This window comes from Edaphosphingomonas fennica (assembly GCF_003034225.1).
Lineage (GTDB): Bacteria > Pseudomonadota > Alphaproteobacteria > Sphingomonadales > Sphingomonadaceae > Sphingomonas_E > Sphingomonas_E fennica.
Window position 1 is genome coordinate 37,270 of record NZ_PHHF01000018.1, and the last position, 13,744, is coordinate 51,013.

A 13,744-nucleotide genomic window follows, 5' to 3' on the forward strand; every position below is an offset into this window, starting at 1 on the left:
CGCCGGGGCGGAGGCGATCAGGCGATGCGGGCGCGGACGATGCGTTCCAGCACGGTCAGCGGCATCGCGCCAAGCAGCAGCACATCGTGGAACGCCTTGATATCGAAGGCGTCGCCCTGCTTGGCCTTCGCCTCGTCCCGCAGGCGCGTCCATACGGTGTGGCCGATCTTGTAGCTGCACGCCTGGCCGGGCCAGACGGTATAGCGATCGATCTCGCCCTGGCTGCGGCCGCGGGCGATGCCGGTGGTGGCGATGAAATAATCGGTCGCCTGCTCGCGGCTCCAGCGCTTGGCGTGCATCCCCGAATCCACCACGAGGCGGGTGGCGCGGAAGAGGAGCGACTGGAGATAGCCGACGCGGCCCAGCGGATCGCCCTCGAACATGCCCATCTCGTCGGCGAGCTGCTCCGAATAGAGCGCCCAGCCTTCGCTGTAGCCGCTGAAGAAGCTGCGGCGGCGGATCAGCGGGATCTCGGTGGATTCGAGCGCGAGGCTGACCTGCAGGTGATGGCCCGGCACCGCCTCGTGATGGGTGAGGGTGGCCAGGCCGAATTTCGGCCGGTCGAACGTATCGCGCAGGTTGATGAAGTAGATCGCCGGGCGCGAGCCATCGAGCGAGGCGTTCTGATAATAACCGCCCGGCGCGCCCGCCTGGATGTGCGGCGGCACGCGGCGGACCTCGACCGGGGCCTTGGGCAGCGTGGCGAACGCTTCGGGCAGGCGGGCATACATCGCCTTGATCTGGCTGTTGAGCTGATCGAGCAGCGCGGCGCGGCCCTCGTCGGTATTGGCGTAGAGCTGGTCCGGCCGCTGGTTGAGCGCGACCATGCGTTCGCCGACCGTGCCCTGCGTCATCCCCTGCGATTTCAGGATGCCGTCGATCTCGGACGAGATCTGGGCGACCTGCTCCTGCCCGAGGCGATGGATCTCGTCGCCGCTCAGGGGCACCGTGGTCGCGGCCTCGGCGGCGGCGGCATAATAAGCCTCGCCATCGGGGAGCCGCCAGACGCCGGCGTCGTGGGTCGCCTTGGCGCGCAGGTCCGTGACGAGCTGCCGCTGGCGATCGAGCGCGGGGAACACCTCGTTCTGGACGATCTTCTCGGCGCGGGCCGCGTGATCGCCGGAGATGTTGGCAGCCTTCAGCTTCGCGGCGAAGGAGGCGACCAGCACCGTCTGCGCCGCCGGCTGATCGCGAAGCGCGGCGAGCTGCTTCAGCGTGGTATCGAGGATGTAATCGGGCGCGAAGACGCCCTTGGCGGCATCGGCGCGCTGTTGTTCCAGGCTGTCGTCCAGCGCCTTGGGGAAGGCCGACAGGCGGGCGAGGTAGGAATCCGCATCGGCAAGGTCCGCCACGCGATGCTGCGAATCCAGGAAATCGGGAACGTCGCGATAGGGGCCGGTGAGCTGGCTGATCGTGTAGGGCGCGAAGCGGCCGGCCGACTGGCCGTAGCGGAAGCGATCGGTAGCGGCGATATCGCGGCTGAGCTGATATTCGACGACGTCATAGTCGATCCGCGCGGCGGCGCCGAGCTTCGCGGGATCGATCTTGCGGAGCGCTGCGAGATCGTTGCGGCGGTGCGCGGCCTGCCGTTCGCGCGCGGCGGCGGATTCGTCGTCCAGCCGGGAACGGAGCGCGGCGCGATCGCCCTTGTCGAGGCCGAGGCGGGTCGCCTGCTCGGGGCTGTCGTCGATCCGGGTGTAGAACATCTTGTCCAGCAGCGAACGGAGCTGGGCATCGGCGGGGCCGGCGGCGGACTGTCGCGCGCCGGCCGCATTGCCCTGGGCATTGGCCATCGCGGGCAGCGTGGTTGAAAGCGCGAGCACCCCCGCATTGGTCATGAACGAACGGCGATCCAAGATGATCTCTCCTCAACAGGCTGTCCCCATTGGCTAATCGGCCCGTCGCGGCCTGTCCATGCCCGGAAGCGCACCGGAAGGCGGCGGAACCCGCACTGTTCATTCGGCGTTGCCGATGGCGCGTGGTATATCAGAGCCGAGCCGTTCGACGCGGGCGGGCTCGGAGACGGGAGAGCGTAATAGGCGGCATCTTGGGAGGAGTTCATGACCAAGCATTTTTCCCCGACCGAACTGGAATCCGTCGGTTATCGCCTGCTTTATCGTGCCAATGAAGTGAACCACTGCCCGGGCTGCGGGAAGATGCACTGGTTCGTGGGCCGCAGGACGGCGGAATGCGCCTTCTGCGGAACCGCCCTGCCGTTGCTGAACAGCATGCTGCCGGACCTGATGGACCCCGCCTGAAATCCATATGGAAAACCCCGCGCCGGAGGGCCGGCGCGGGGTGGATTTCCGGCGAGGATCGGATCGGCCGACCCAGGCCGCATCAATCGAAGATGCGGCCCCAGGCGCGCTTCGCGCGGGTCTTCCAGTGGCCGCGATGATAGGCGTCCGACGCGAGCAGCGGCATCACCGAGCCGGCCTCGGCGAAGACCATCTGCTCGAGCGCGGTATCGACCTTGCCCCAGCTCGCCGCTTCCTTCAGCGTCGAGGAAGAGCAGGCGCCGTCGCGCACGTCCGCCACGGTGATCTGCACGGCATATTTGTGCATCTCCACATCCTCGTGGCCGAGGATCTCGGCGCAGACCACGGTATCCTGGATGAAGTTCTTCGGCACGCCGCCGCCGATCATCAGCAGGCCGGTGGTGCCCGCCTTGATCTTGATATCCGTCAGCTCGCGGAAATCGGCGATGGCATCCAGCACCATGTAGGGCTTGCCCTCCTTGGCGCGCTCCACCTGGTGCTTGACGAGGCCGAAGCCCGCCGAGCTGTCGACGAAGGCCGGGCAGAAGATCGGCACGTCATGCTCGTAGGCGAGCTTGACGAGGCTGTTCTCCTTCTTGCCGTGCTCGGCCAGATACTTGCCCATCTCGCGGATGAAGGCGCGCGAGGAATAGGCCTTCGGCTCCAGCGAATCCGCGATCTTGCCGATCGTGTGGTCGCAATCCTGAAGCTGCTCCTCGTCGATATAGGTGTCGTAGATGCGGTCGATGTAGAGCGAACGCAGCGTGTTGTCGTCCGGCACCTCGAGCGCCTGATAATGCTTGTGGCCGAGGCCCTCGAAGAAATCCATGTCGACGATCGACGCGCCGGTCGCGACCACGCCGTCCACCATGTTGGAACGGACCAGCTCCGCATAGAGGTCCATGCAGCCGCCGGCCGAGGTGGAGCCCGCGATCACCAGGAAGATCGAGCAATCCGGATCGGCGAGCATCTGATTGTAGATGCCGGTCGCCCGCGCCAGATCGCGGCTGGTGAAGCTCATCTTGCCCATCGCATCGACGATGGGACGCGCGTCGAAGCTCTTGATGTCGATATGCTCGACGACGGTGGAGAGCAGATCCGCCTTGCGCGTATCGTTGGTGGGGGCGTCGTTCATGGTTGTTCCTCGAAATGCAAACTGGCCGTCATCCCGGCAAAGGCTGGGATCCCGGGAAGCGAGCGAACCCGTGCTTCGCGAGATGCCAGCCTTCGCCGGCATGACGGCAAATAGAAGGATGTCGTCTTACAGCGTGATGACGTTGGACGGAACCGCGGGTTCCGTTTCGGTGCGATAGAGGCTGGCCATGGGCTCATCCTCGACGATCACCGATTCCCCGGCGGTGAAGCCGTTGAAGCCGGTGCGCATCGCGCAGCCATAGGCGCCCAGCATGCCGATCTCGATATAATCGCCGGCGGCGATATCGGCGGGCAGCATGAACGGGCCGGCCATATGGTCCAGATCGTCGCAGGTGGGGCCATAGAAGCTGAACGCCATGTCCTTCGCGTCCGATCCGCTTTCGCGGACCAGTTCGGTCGGGAAGCGCCAGCCGACATGCGCCGCATCGAACAGGGCGCCATAGGCGCCGTCGTTGATGTAGAGTTCCTCGCCCCGGCGCTTTTCGACGCGGACCAGCAGGCTCGCATATTCGGCGCACAGCGCGCGGCCCGGCTCGCACCACAATTCGGCCGAATAGCTGACGGGCAGGCTTTCGAACGCTTCGTGGATCGCCGCGAAATAGGCTTCCAGCGACGGCGGCTCCATGCCCGGATAGACGGACGGGAAGCCCCCGCCGACATCGACCACGTCCACCGTGACGCCGGCCTCGACGATCGCGGCGCGCACCAGCTCCATCGCCTGGGTATAGGCGGCGGGCGTCATCGCCTGGCTGCCGACGTGGAAGCACACGCCCAGCGTATCGGCGACCTGGCGGGCGGCCAGCAGCACGGGGGCCGCATCGCGCGCATCGACGCCGAACTTCGACGCGAGGCTGAGCTTGGAATGATCCGACGAGACCCTGAGCCGCACGCAGAGCGTGAGGTCGCGGGCGCTGTTGGTGGCGCGGACGATCTTGGCCAGCTCCTCCTCGGTATCGAGCGAGAAGGTGCGCACGCCATGGACGTGATACGCCTCGGCGATCGCTTCCTCGGCCTTGACCGGGTGCATGAAGCAGAGCGTGGCTTCCGGCACGATGCCCGCGACCAGCCGCACCTCGGCGATCGAGGCGACATCGAAATGCGTGACGCCGCTTTCCCACAGGAGCGCGATCAGCTCGGGCGAGGGATTGGCCTTCACCGCATACATCGGCCGGCCCGGAAACTTCTCTACGAAGAATCGGGCGGCCCGGCGGGCGGCATGCGGACGAAGGAGCGTGACCGGCTGGACCGGGCGCAGCTTCGCGACGACGGCACCGGTGGTGCCGGTAGGGGCGGTCGCTAGCCCCAGCGCGCTATGGTGCTTGTGCAACTCAAGGGACCTCCAGGGGTAGTGTTGGCAAGAAGGCTGCCTTGCGGTGGAAGTCCCATGGGGCAGCGGACGCGCTACATAGGATCGGGGGTCCCCCCTGTAAAGTTGGATTCCGGGGGTGGGGGAGACGCAGCCGGGATTTGCGGCCGGAAGGGGCCGGATTTCGGGCGATCCGGGCGGCTGGAGGGCGAAAAATAAATATGGCCGCGGAGGTTGGACGGCGGTTCGGACGCGGAACGAATCGATTCGAATCCGGCCTTCTTCTAAACTGTGCGCCGGCAAGCTAAGGCGATCGATATGCAGTCGATTCTCGAAGGCGTGGCCGGCATCGCCCCGGCAATCGCGATGCTTGCCGTCTTCGCCCTGGTGGCGGGCGGCCTCTATCTGATGCGCAAGCGCCACAGCCGGGGCAAAGGCGCGCTGATGCTGGTCGCGGCCGCCGTGCTGCTGGCCAATGTGATGCTCTGGACCTTGCCGGTCTGAACGCGTCCGCGTCGACCGGCCTTATTTCGTGAGCACCACGATTGCCCCGGCCCGCATGTTGGGGCGGAAGGCGAGATCCACGATCCGTCTGGCGAATCTGAGGCCCTTCTTGCTCCACAGGGACGGCGGGGGCTTGCCGTAGAAGATCTCGTTCAATTCGTGCGGCATGGGCATCACCCGGAAGCCGGAAAATCCGACCTCCAGCCCCCGGCGGATGATCAGGCTGGGTGGCATATCCCGCTCGTTCACGCCATAGAGCCGCATCGCTTCAATCGAGATCGGGTTCGCGGCATGGCCTTCGCCGGGCTCGTGGGTGATGAGCGTGCCGCCAGGCTTTAATGCCCGGTAGGCGGAACGGATCGCACCCAATTCGTCATCGGCATGATGGAGGGAATCGAAGAAGATCGCATGGTCGAACGCCGCTTCGAAGCCCAATTCTTCATAATCCCCGCAAACGAAGCGAAGTTGCGCGTCGGAAAGGCCGTGGAGGGCTCTGTTCTCGTTGGCGAGGGCGATCATGTCCTCGCTTATGTCCTGGCCCGTGACCCGATAGCCGCGCCGGGCGAGGAACTGGCTTGTCCAGCCGCCGCCGCAGCCTAGATCGAGCACGCCGGCTGGCGGCTGGCGCATGAGCGACATGATCAGCCCGATCGAGACCAGGTTGATGCCGCAAAGCGGATCGGAAAAAGGCTTGCCGAGCGAGTGGACCCGCCCGGCTTCACCGATCTTCTCCAAATAGGAGCGTTCGCCGTCCTTTGACATCGCCGGTCGATCTTCAGCGATCGGTGGCGAGGCGCATGTCCAGATAATCGTCCACCGACTTCATCAGCTCGGGCATCTCGTGCTCGAAGAAGTGGTTGGCGCCGGGGATCACGTCGTGATGGATGGTGATGTGGCGCTGGGTGCGGAGCTTGTCGACCAGCTTCTGCACCGCGCTGGGCGTCACTACCTCATCCGAATCGCCCTGGATGATGATGCCCGAGGAGGGGCAGGGGGCGAGGAAGGTGAAATCATACATGTTCGCCGGCGGGGCGATCGAAATGAAGCCCTTGATCTCCGGCCGGCGCATCAGGAGCTGCATGCCGATCCACGCGCCGAAGCTGAAGCCGGCGATCCAGGTGGTCTGCGCCTCGGGGTGGATGGACTGCACCCAATCGAGCGCGGAGGCGGCGTCCGAAAGCTCGCCGATGCCGTTGTCGAACGTGCCCTGCGACTTGCCGACGCCGCGGAAGTTGAAGCGCAGGGTGGCGAAGCCGCGCTTCACGAACGTCTGGTAGAGCGACTGGACGATGCGGTTGTTCATCGTGCCGCCGCCCTGCGGGTGGGGATGGAGGATCAGCGCCACCGGTGCGCGGGGGCGCGGCCCCGGATTGAAACGGCCTTCGAGACGACCTTCGGGTCCGGGAAAGATGACTTCGGGCATCGGCACCTGCTGACACAATAGGGATCGCGCGCAAGGGTGGATGCGCGCGGAGTTGCAGGCCTATATAGAGGGCGGACTATCGCGCGCAATCTTGTCGGAGCACGAATGCCCCTCGCCCGCATCTATCTCGACCATGCCGCGACCACGCCGCTGCTGCCCCAGGCGCGCGACGCGATGGCCGACGGGCTGGCCCGCTGGGCGAACCCGTCCTCCCCCCATGCCGAGGGACGGGCGGCGCGGGCGGCGCTGGAGGATGCGCGGGCCCGGATCGCCGCCGCGCTGGGCTGGGACGGCGAGCTGATCTTCACCAGCGGGGCGAGCGAGGCGCTGGCGATCGCGCTGCTCCGCGCCAAGGCGGCGGATGTCGCGGTTTCCGCCGTCGAGCATGATGCGGTGCGGCGCGTGGCGGCGGAGCCGGTGGTGCCGGTGGGCGGCGACGGCATCGTGCAGGCATTGCCGGACGCGCCGGGCGCGCTGTTCGCCATCCAGCACGCCAATAACGAGACCGGCATCCTGCAGCCCGAGGACCGCGTGGCCGGGATGGTGCGCGTGCAGGGCGGCCTGTGGCTGGCCGATTGCGCGCAGACGGCGGGGAAGCTGCCCCTGCCGGCGGGCGCGGACTTCATCGCGGTTTCCGCGCATAAGCTGGGCGGGCCGCCGGGGATCGGCGCGCTGCTGGTGCGCGATCTCGCCACGCTGGACGCGCCGGGCGGGCAGGAGAAGGGCTATCGCCCCGGCACCGAGAACCTGCCGGCGGCGCTGGGCTTTGTCGCCGCGCTGGAGGCGCGGCGCGAATGGCTGGGCCGGGCGGCGGAGCTGCGCGAGCATCTGGAGAAGGCGCTGACGGCGGCGGGCGGCGTGGTGGTGGGGGCGGGGAGCCCGCGCATCCCCACGATCGGCGCCTATCGCATGCCCGGCGTGCCGGCGGCCTCGCAACTGATCCGCTTCGACCTTGCCGGCATCGCGGTTTCGGCGGGGAGCGCCTGTTCTTCGGGCAGCGTGAAGCCCAGCCATGTGCTGATGGCGATGGGCTGGCCCGAGGAGGAGGCGCGCGAGGTGATCCGCGTCAGCTTCGGCCCTTCGACCACGCGGGCCGAGATATATGAGTTCATCCGTGTCTGGACGGCGATGGCGGCGGACGCGGGCAAGCGCGCGGCATGAGCCCCATCTATCTGGACTATCAGGCGACCACGCCGCTGGCGCCCGAGGCGCGCGCGGCGATGCTGCGCTGGCTGGACGGACGGGCGGCCAATCCCCATTCGCCCCACCGCGCGGGCCGCGAGGCGGCGGCGGCGGTGGAGGCGGCGCGGGCGCAGGTGGCGGCGCCGTTCCGTGGCGGGCAACTGATCTTCACCGGCGGGGCGACCGAGGCGGTGAACATGGCGCTCCGTGGTGCCATGGGGAGGGCCGACAGCGGGCGCCACCGGCTGGTGACGATCGCGACCGAGCATGCCTGCGTGCTCGATACCGCGGCCGCGCTGACGCGCGAGGGATATGAGGCAATCGTCCTGCCGGTGGATCGCGAGGGGATGGTGGACCTCGATGCGGTGGCCGGCGCGATCGACGATAGCTGCGCGCTGGTTTCCGTGATGCACGTGAATAACGAGATCGGCGTGATCCAGCCGATCGCGGCGCTCGTTGAGATGGCGCGGCGCGCGGGTGCGCTGGTGCATGTCGATGCCGCGCAGGGTTATGGCAAGCTGCCGATCCCGGAGGGGGCGGACTTCGTTTCGATTTCCGCGCACAAGATTTACGGGCCGATCGGCATCGGCGCGCTGTGGATGGCGGAAGGGCGAACGCTGCCGGCGCTGCTCCACGGTGGTGGGCAGGAAGGCGGCATAAGATCGGGCACGGTCAGCCCGGCGCTGGCGGCGGGCTTCGGCGCGGCGTCGGCGACTGCCTTCGGGCGGATGGAGGAGGACCGCATCCATGCCGAGGCGCTGGCGCGGCGATTGCGCGCGGGGCTGGAAGACTGGACGCTGAACGGCGCGGAAAGCCCGCGCTGGCCGGGCAATGCCAATCTCCGCCGCGACGGGCTGGATGCGGCGCGGCTGATATCGGAACTGCGCGGGATCGCCTTTTCGGCGGGATCGGCCTGCGCCAGCGGATCGGGCCGGCCCAGCCATGTGCTGAAGGCGATCGGGCTCAGCGATGCGCAGGCGCGGTCGAGCATCCGGCTGGGTTTCGGCCGATATACGACGGAGGATGAGATCGACAAGGCGGTGGCGCTGATCCGCGAGGCGGCGGAACGGCAGATGGAGTGGGCGGCATGACGACGGTGCGGTTCGTCTCCGCCGACGGCAGCCATATCGACGAGGTGGAGGCGCCGGCGGGCGCGCGGCTGCTGGATGTGGCGCAGGCCAACGGCCAGCCGCTGGAAGGAACCTGCGAAGGGCAGATGGCCTGTTCCACCTGCCATGTCATCGTCGATCGGGAGGATTTCCCGAAGCTCGATGAAGCCACCGAGATGGAGGAGGACCTGCTGGACCTGGCGGCGAGCGTGACCCGATGGTCCCGCCTGGCGTGCCAGGTCTATCTGCCGGAGGGGCTGGAGAGCCTGACGGTGCGGATACCCGGAGAATCCCGCAACATGCAGGGGCGCTGAGCCTTGGGCGGCGCCGGCGGATCGTTCCGCGCGCTGGCCTCGGCCGGGCTGATCGCGGCGCTGGCGGGCTGCACCGGCGCGCCGCCGTTGCGGACCATGGCGTGCAGTGCGGTCAGCGCCCCGGACATCGCGGTTTCGGCCGATGGCAAGACCGCCTCCACCCGCCTCAGCGTGCTGACCTACAATATCGAGGGGCTGGACTGGCCGGCGCGGTCGGGCCGGCCGGTGCAACTGCGCCAGATCGGCGAGCGGCTGGCGGCGATGCGCGCGGCGGGAACCGCGCCGGACGTGGTGCTGGTGCAAGAGATGTTCAGCCGCGCCGCCAAGAAGGCGGTGCGCGACAGCGGCTATCCGGCGATCGCGCCGGGGCCGAGCCGGCTGACCAGGGCGCCGAAGATCAAGCAGGAACCGCTGCCCGGCAAATCCAAGTGGAAGCATGGCGAGGTGGGCCTGCGGCTGAAGGGCAGCGGGCTGGCGATCGCATCCGCCTATCCGCTGATCGAGACGCAGGTGCGCGCCTATAGCCGCAAGGCGTGCGCGGGCTTCGATTGCCTGTCCAACAAGGGGATCATGATGGGGCGGATCGCTATCCCCGGCGTTCCGGGCGCGATCGACATTTATGGCACGCACATGAATTCGCGCGGGGCATCCAAGGCGCCGGCGGTGCGCAACCTGGCCGCGCACAAGCGGCAGTCGCAGGAAGCGGCCGAATTCCTTGCGGAAACGAACGACGATGCCAATCCGCTGATCTTCGGCGGCGATTTCAACATGCGCCATTCGATCGATCGCTTCGCCGCCTTCAGCCATTATCAGCCGCTGGAGCTGGTCCACCGCATCTGCGCGGACCCGAAATCGGGCTGCGACGTGCGGATGAGCTGGGACGGCGACGAGCCGTGGATGGACACGCAGGACCTGCAATTCTTCTGGCCCGGCGATGCGGTGTCGATCCGGCCGATCCGGGTGGAGGCGATGTTCGATGGCGGCCCGAGCGGGCCGGTGCTATCCGACCATGACGGTTTCATGGTGACTTATGAGCTGAGCTGGCCGGCGGATTCCACCCGCCCATCCGCCTGCACAGGAGCCGGCGGAGGGCGGAGTGACGGATAAGGGGACGGGTGCCAAGGGCGATCGGCCGCTGGGCCTGGCGTTGAAACGGGGCCTGCGCGGCCTGTGCCCGGCCTGCGGCGGGGCGCGGCTGTTCCGCCGTTTCCTGAAGCCGGTGGAGGCCTGCCCCGCCTGCGGCGAGCGCTGGGCCGAGCGGCGCGCCGACGATTTTCCCGCCTATCTGGCGATATTGGTGACGGGCCACCTGCTGCTGCCGGTGATCGTGGAAGTGAACATCCAGTTCGATGTCGGCACGCTCACCCAGATGATCGGCTGGCCGCTGGTCGCCGCCGGCATGGCGCTGGCGATGATCCAGCCGCTGAAGGGCGCGGTGCTGGGCCTGCTCTGGGCGCGATAGGAAGCCGGGGGCCGATCAGTCCGTGAAGCGGGGCGCCCGCTTCTGGAGGTTGGCCATGACGGCCTCCATCTGATTGGGCGATCCGAGCAGGCGGAGCTGCTCGTCGCTTTCGGCCTGGAGGATGGCGGCGGCGTCGCCATCGGCGGCGAGGTTGAAGAGGCGCTTGGCGCCGCGCACGGCATCCGGGTTGCGGCCGGCGATTTCCGCCGCCAGCGCCAGCGCGTCTTCCAGCGGCGTATCGGTGGTGCGGGTGAGGAAGCCGAGCGCCTGCGCCTCGACCCCGTCGAATTCCCGCGCGGTATAGGTCAGTTCCCGCAGCACGTCGTCGCGCGCCAGCGTGCGCCACAGCGCGATGCCGGCCATGTCGGGCACCAGCCCCCACCAGCCTTCGCGAATGGCGAAGCGCGCCTGCGGATGGCCGAGGCGGATGTCCGCGCCCGACATGATCTGGAAGCCGCCGCCCAGCGCCACCCCATGCACCGCCGCAATCACCGGGAAGGGCAAGGCGCGCCAGCCCCAGGCCACCTGCTGCACGACATTGGCCGGGCCATGGGATCGCGGCCCGAGCTGGAACGGCAATTCGCCGCCCGCCATCGAGGCCATGTCCAGCCCCGCGCAGAAACCCCGGCCTTCGCCGGACAGCACGGCCGCGCGGACATCGGTGCGGCGGCCGAGATGGTCGATCGCCTCCACCAGCGCATCGAACATCGCCGGATCGATGGCGTTCATCTTCTCGGCCCGGGCCAGCCGGACATCGGCGACATGGTTTTCGACCGTAAGGGTAACGCGATCCTTGAAGTTCATCTGTAGCCTTCCCGTGTTGCCGACCGTTCTGTGCGCCGCCAGGGCCGCGCTTCCAAGCGGAATCCGCTTCGCGTTGTTGCCCGACTCCGCACGCTTGCCCTATCCCCATCGCCCATGAAGAAACTCACCGCCGCGAGCCTCGCCGCGCTCGCCTTCGCCACGGCCGCCGCGCCCGCCGCCGCCCGCCCGCTCACCGCGCTCGACATGGTCGGGCTTTCGCGCGTTTCCGATCCGGTCGTATCGCCCGACGGGCGCTGGGCCGTGTGGCAGCAGCGCGAGACGGACCTCGCCGCCAACAAGGGCCGGACGGACCTGTGGCGGATCGACCTGAAGGCGAAGGGCGCGAAGCCCGAGAAGCTCGTCGCCGATCCCGCCGTGAACGAAAGCGCGCCCGCCTTCGCCGCCGATGGATCGCTGTGGTTCCTGTCCGACAAGTCGGGCGACGGCCAGGCGTGGCGCCTGCCGGTGGGCGCCGCCGCCCCGGTGCAGGTGACGAACATCCGCGAGGGGATTGCCGGCTTCCTGCTGGCGCCGACCGGAGACAAGCTGCTGGTGTGGGCGGACCGGTTGCCCGGCGCGCCTTCGGCCGAGCCGGCGATGGTGAAGAAGGATGCGAACGCCGGGTCCGGCCGCGCCTATGACCGGCTTTTCGTCCGCCATTGGGATATGTGGGCGGATGGCACGCGATCGCAGATCTTCGTGCTGCCGGTGGCGGACGGCAAGGCCGAGGGGCAGGGCCGCTCGCTGATGGGCGGGCTGATCGGCGACACGCCGTCCAAGCCGCAGGGCGGGGCCGAGGAGATCGCCTGGGCACCCGACGGCAAGACCGTCTATTTCGCGCTGCGCGAGGCGGGGCGGATCGAATCGCTTTCCACCAATCTCGATATCTTCGCGGTGCCGGCGGACGGATCGACCGGGCCGGTGAACCTGACCGCCGACAATAAGGGCACGGACAACCTGCCGGCGGTGTCGCCGGACGGGAAGTGGCTGGCCTGGGCGGCGATGGCGCGCGCCGGCTATGAGGCGGATCGCATGGTGATCCACCTGCGGGAGATCGCGACCGGCAAGGTGACGGTGCTGACCGACGGCTGGGATCGTTCGGTGGAATCGATCCAGTGGGCGCCCAATTCGGATAGCCTGATCGTCACCGCGCACGATCATTTCGACCGGCCGATCTTCCAGGTGGATCGCGCCACCGGCAAGATCCGCCGGCTGACCGGTGACGGTTCGGCGGGCGGCATCGCCACCAACGGCAACGGGCTGGTCTATACCTTCGACAGCCTGACCGCGCCGGCCGACCTGTTCGCGCTGGACGAATATGGCAAGCCGACGCGGCTGACGCAGGTGAACGCCGCCAAGCTCGCCGGCGTCGACATGCCGGAAGCCACCCGCTTCAGCTTCGCCGGCGCCAATGGCGATACCGTCTGGGGCTATGCGGTGAAGCCGGCAGGGCTGGGCAAGGGCGCGAAGGTGCCGGTGGCCTTCGTCGTCCATGGCGGCCCGCAATCGACTATGGGCAACGGCTGGTCCTATCGCTGGAACCCGGCGGTGATGGCGTCCGCCGGCTTCGGCGCGGTGATGATCGATTTCCACGGCAGCATCGGCTACGGCCAGGCCTTCACCGATGCGATCAACAAGGATTGGGGCGGCAAGCCGCTGGAGGACCTGCAGAAGGGCCTTGCCGCCGCGACCGCGAAGTTCGGCTGGCTGGATGGGACCAGGGCCTGCGCGCTCGGCGGCTCCTATGGCGGCTATATGATGAACTGGATCGCCGGCAACTGGCCGGACCGGTTCAACTGCCTCGTCACCCATGCCGGCGTGTTCGATGCCCGCGCCATGGCCTATGAGACCGAGGAATTGTGGTTCGACGAATGGGAGCATGGCGGCCCCTATTTCGAGCACCCGGAAGAGTTCGAGAAATGGAACCCGGTGAACCATGTGACGGCGTGGAAGACGCCGATGCTGGTGATCCATGGCGAAAAGGATTTCCGCATCCCTTACACGCAGGGGCTGGCGGCCTTCACCGCGCTCCAGCGGCGCGAGATCCCGTCGCGGCTGGTGGTGTTCCCGGATGAGAACCACTGGGTGCTGAAGCCCAAGAACAGCCTGCAATGGTATGCCGAAACGCTCGGCTGGATGAAGCGGTGGACGGGCAAGGCCGAATAGGTTGCGGCCGGCCGGTGGGGCCCCTATCGTCCCGCCGGCCCGGACGGAGATGGCGAGACGG

The 13,744-nt window shown here is 67.9% G+C and carries 14 protein-coding genes; 8 read left to right on the forward strand and 6 right to left on the reverse strand.

The window, feature by feature from the left end:
* Nucleotides 1–17: 17 nt before the first annotated feature.
* Nucleotides 18–1,856 carry a DUF885 domain-containing protein gene (locus tag CV103_RS03540; RefSeq protein WP_107393994.1) on the reverse strand — a complete coding sequence of 613 codons (1,839 nt, stop codon included), beginning with the start codon at nucleotides 1,854–1,856 and terminating at the stop codon, nucleotides 18–20.
* A 204-nt stretch (nucleotides 1,857–2,060) separates the two neighbouring features.
* Here CV103_RS03540 and CV103_RS03545 point away from each other — a divergent pair, with 204 nt between their 5' ends.
* Entirely contained in the window at nucleotides 2,061–2,258 is a 198-nt protein-coding gene (locus CV103_RS03545) for a hypothetical protein (protein WP_015457433.1), read from the forward strand.
* Between the two features lie 82 nt (nucleotides 2,259–2,340).
* Here CV103_RS03545 and CV103_RS03550 read toward each other — a convergent pair whose 3' ends face one another.
* Together CV103_RS03550 and CV103_RS03555 are read right to left on the reverse strand one after the other, a co-directional pair.
* Complete coding sequence (locus tag CV103_RS03550) at nucleotides 2,341–3,393, reverse strand: 1,9-bis(guanidino)-5-aza-nonane synthase (RefSeq protein WP_015457432.1); 1,053 nt, start codon at nucleotides 3,391–3,393, stop codon at nucleotides 2,341–2,343.
* Nucleotides 3,394–3,519: 126 nt separating this feature from the next.
* A complete protein-coding gene (locus tag CV103_RS03555) occupies nucleotides 3,520–4,740 on the reverse strand; it encodes a type III PLP-dependent enzyme domain-containing protein (RefSeq protein ID WP_107393995.1) in 1,221 nt (406 codons plus the stop codon).
* 297 nt (nucleotides 4,741–5,037) lie between these two features.
* On the opposite strand from CV103_RS03555, the gene CV103_RS03560 reads away from it, so the two are divergent.
* On the forward strand, nucleotides 5,038–5,223 hold the full coding sequence (locus CV103_RS03560) for a hypothetical protein (RefSeq protein WP_015457430.1): 186 nt from the start codon (nucleotides 5,038–5,040) through the stop codon (nucleotides 5,221–5,223).
* A gap of 21 nt (nucleotides 5,224–5,244) precedes the next feature.
* Here CV103_RS03560 and CV103_RS03565 read toward each other — a convergent pair whose 3' ends face one another.
* Nucleotides 5,245–5,985, reverse strand: a complete 741-nt coding sequence (locus CV103_RS03565; RefSeq protein WP_107393996.1) for a class I SAM-dependent methyltransferase — start codon at nucleotides 5,983–5,985, stop codon at nucleotides 5,245–5,247.
* 13 nt (nucleotides 5,986–5,998) lie between these two features.
* On the reverse strand, nucleotides 5,999–6,646 hold the full coding sequence (locus CV103_RS03570; protein WP_015457429.1) for an alpha/beta hydrolase: 648 nt from the start codon (nucleotides 6,644–6,646) through the stop codon (nucleotides 5,999–6,001).
* Nucleotides 6,647–6,751: 105 nt separating this feature from the next.
* Between CV103_RS03570 and CV103_RS03575 the strand changes: the two genes are divergently transcribed.
* The 5 genes from CV103_RS03575 to CV103_RS03595 are packed head-to-tail and all read left to right on the forward strand — an operon-like array spanning nucleotide 6,752 to nucleotide 10,713.
* The gene (locus tag CV103_RS03575; RefSeq protein ID WP_107393997.1) at nucleotides 6,752–7,807 is read left to right on the forward strand and encodes a cysteine desulfurase family protein; all 1,056 of its coding nucleotides are present in this window, start codon (nucleotides 6,752–6,754) and stop codon (nucleotides 7,805–7,807) included.
* Nucleotides 7,804–8,919 carry a cysteine desulfurase family protein gene (locus CV103_RS03580; RefSeq protein ID WP_107393998.1) on the forward strand — a complete coding sequence of 372 codons (1,116 nt, stop codon included), beginning with the start codon at nucleotides 7,804–7,806 and terminating at the stop codon, nucleotides 8,917–8,919. The genes CV103_RS03575 and CV103_RS03580 overlap by 4 nt, the downstream gene beginning before the upstream one ends.
* Nucleotides 8,916–9,251 (forward strand): 2Fe-2S iron-sulfur cluster-binding protein, encoded by a 336-nt coding sequence (locus CV103_RS03585; protein ID WP_041865122.1) that lies wholly within the window; start codon nucleotides 8,916–8,918, stop codon nucleotides 9,249–9,251. The genes CV103_RS03580 and CV103_RS03585 overlap by 4 nt, the downstream gene beginning before the upstream one ends.
* A 3-nt stretch (nucleotides 9,252–9,254) precedes the next feature.
* Nucleotides 9,255–10,358 (forward strand): endonuclease/exonuclease/phosphatase family protein, encoded by a 1,104-nt coding sequence (locus CV103_RS03590; protein ID WP_107393999.1) that lies wholly within the window; start codon nucleotides 9,255–9,257, stop codon nucleotides 10,356–10,358.
* A complete protein-coding gene (locus tag CV103_RS03595; RefSeq protein WP_015457424.1) occupies nucleotides 10,348–10,713 on the forward strand; it encodes a DUF983 domain-containing protein in 366 nt (121 codons plus the stop codon). The genes CV103_RS03590 and CV103_RS03595 overlap by 11 nt, the downstream gene beginning before the upstream one ends.
* A 15-nt stretch (nucleotides 10,714–10,728) precedes the next feature.
* On the opposite strand, the gene CV103_RS03600 is transcribed toward CV103_RS03595, so the two are convergent.
* A complete protein-coding gene (locus CV103_RS03600; protein WP_107394000.1) occupies nucleotides 10,729–11,517 on the reverse strand; it encodes a crotonase/enoyl-CoA hydratase family protein in 789 nt (262 codons plus the stop codon).
* A 114-nt stretch (nucleotides 11,518–11,631) separates the two neighbouring features.
* On the opposite strand from CV103_RS03600, the gene CV103_RS03605 reads away from it, so the two are divergent.
* The gene (locus CV103_RS03605; RefSeq protein WP_107394001.1) at nucleotides 11,632–13,683 is read left to right on the forward strand and encodes a S9 family peptidase; all 2,052 of its coding nucleotides are present in this window, start codon (nucleotides 11,632–11,634) and stop codon (nucleotides 13,681–13,683) included.
* Nucleotides 13,684–13,744: the final 61 nt, after the last annotated feature.

Bases quoted from the DNA above. Each gene is read 5' to 3' on its own strand.
- CV103_RS03545 (WP_015457433.1), top strand. From the start codon at position 2,061: ATGACCAAGCATTTTTCCCCGACCGAACTGGAATCCGTCGGTTATCGC.
- CV103_RS03550 (WP_015457432.1), bottom strand. From the start codon at position 3,393: ATGAACGACGCCCCCACCAACGATACGCGCAAGGCGGATCTGCTCTCC.
- CV103_RS03560 (WP_015457430.1), top strand. From the start codon at position 5,038: ATGCAGTCGATTCTCGAAGGCGTGGCCGGCATCGCCCCGGCAATCGCG.
- CV103_RS03565 (WP_107393996.1), bottom strand. From the start codon at position 5,985: ATGTCAAAGGACGGCGAACGCTCCTATTTGGAGAAGATCGGTGAAGCC.
- CV103_RS03570 (WP_015457429.1), bottom strand. From the start codon at position 6,646: ATGCCCGAAGTCATCTTTCCCGGACCCGAAGGTCGTCTCGAAGGCCGT.
- CV103_RS03575 (WP_107393997.1), top strand. From the start codon at position 6,752: ATGCCCCTCGCCCGCATCTATCTCGACCATGCCGCGACCACGCCGCTG.
- CV103_RS03580 (WP_107393998.1), top strand. From the start codon at position 7,804: ATGAGCCCCATCTATCTGGACTATCAGGCGACCACGCCGCTGGCGCCC.
- CV103_RS03585 (WP_041865122.1), top strand. From the start codon at position 8,916: ATGACGACGGTGCGGTTCGTCTCCGCCGACGGCAGCCATATCGACGAG.
- CV103_RS03600 (WP_107394000.1), bottom strand. From the start codon at position 11,517: ATGAACTTCAAGGATCGCGTTACCCTTACGGTCGAAAACCATGTCGCC.
- CV103_RS03605 (WP_107394001.1), top strand. From the start codon at position 11,632: ATGAAGAAACTCACCGCCGCGAGCCTCGCCGCGCTCGCCTTCGCCACG.